The organism is Rivihabitans pingtungensis, from assembly GCF_003201855.1.
Lineage (GTDB): Bacteria > Pseudomonadota > Gammaproteobacteria > Burkholderiales > Aquaspirillaceae > Rivihabitans > Rivihabitans pingtungensis.
Genome location: NZ_QJKI01000051.1, coordinates 1 through 1,155, shown reverse-complemented (window position 1 = coordinate 1,155; position 1,155 = coordinate 1). Strand labels below are relative to the sequence as shown.

Genomic DNA, 1,155 nt, shown 5'->3' with positions numbered 1-1,155 from the left:
GCATCCTGAGTGGAGAACTTCCACTTGATGGGGATGGCTTTGGCGTTGCGTTCACGCACATTGGCCTCAACCTCGCGTCGCAACGTTTCTTCATCGGCGATACGTTGCGACAAACACATGTTCGACAGCACCGCCAGCTCAAGCTCGGCAATGTTGAGCCAACTGCCATGCTTGGGGGTGTAGTGAAACTCCAGCTTCCGGGCAATGGCCCGGGCTTCTTCTGGCGGAAACGCTTCGTAGAGGGAGGCTGTTTTGTGGGTGTTCAGGTTGTCCAGAACAACCCGAATCACTTCGGCGTCCGGGTAGCATTCAACGATGTGCCGCATGGCGTGAGCAAAATCGATTTTGGTGCGGCGCTGCATGATCAGCACATCCCGCCAGCCCCGCTTCGGTTCGCAGATCATCATCAGATTGCGCACGCCGTTGCGCTTGTATTCAGTATCCTGACGAGCGGGGGCGCCGGGTTGTGGCGGCATGGGCTCACGCACCTCGCCAATCAGCTGCTTCGGGCTTTCGTCGAAGCAGATAACCGGGCGCACTGGATCGTAGGGTTCTGCGTACAAATCAAGCAGATCCTCCATCGGCGCAACAAATTCGGCGCTGACCTCAGGAATGCACCACTCCTGCACCTGCCACGGTTTTAAGGTGTTTTTTTAACAGCCGACGCACCGTTTCGTGGCTGAACGAATCGGCGAATCCCAGTTGCACGACCTGGTCGGCCAACAGACGCAAGGTCCAGTGGTCATGTCCAGCGGGAGGTGGGGTGCAGGCGGTGGCAATCAGATGGGCGCATTGCTTGTCCGTCAATTTCGGCGCTTTTCCAGGACGCGGTCTATCGCTCAACGCGGCTTCGACGCCTTCTTCGACACATCGTTGCCGGGTGTGGTGGATCATGGTGGCGGACACGGCCAGGGCTTCGATAATCTCCGCATCCTTACAGCCCGCAGCCGCCTTCAGCAGTATTCTGGCCCGAGTTTGCTTGCGCGCTGCGCACTTGCCCTTGCGCAGCATGGCTTCCAGCATTTCGACTTCGTCATCTGTCAGCGTGACACGATACTTGATGGCGGGCATGGTGATTTCCTCAGCGGGGTTGTGCTGTCCTGTATGCAGCGGCTGTGCCTATTATCTGTTCAGATCATGGTGACTGGCTACTAG

Annotated in this window: 1 protein-coding gene; it reads right to left on the bottom strand. The window is 57.7% G+C overall.

The window, feature by feature from the left end:
- Positions 1-1,071, bottom strand: a protein-coding gene (locus DFR34_RS16675) for an IS630 family transposase (RefSeq protein WP_110392275.1) whose coding sequence is annotated in 2 segments (ribosomal slippage) — positions 1-645 and positions 644-1,071 — 1,073 coding nt annotated over the 2 segments. Because the reading frame shifts where the segments join, the coding sequence is not laid out codon by codon here. This gene is flagged as partial in the annotation.
- Positions 1,072-1,155: the final 84 nt, after the last annotated feature.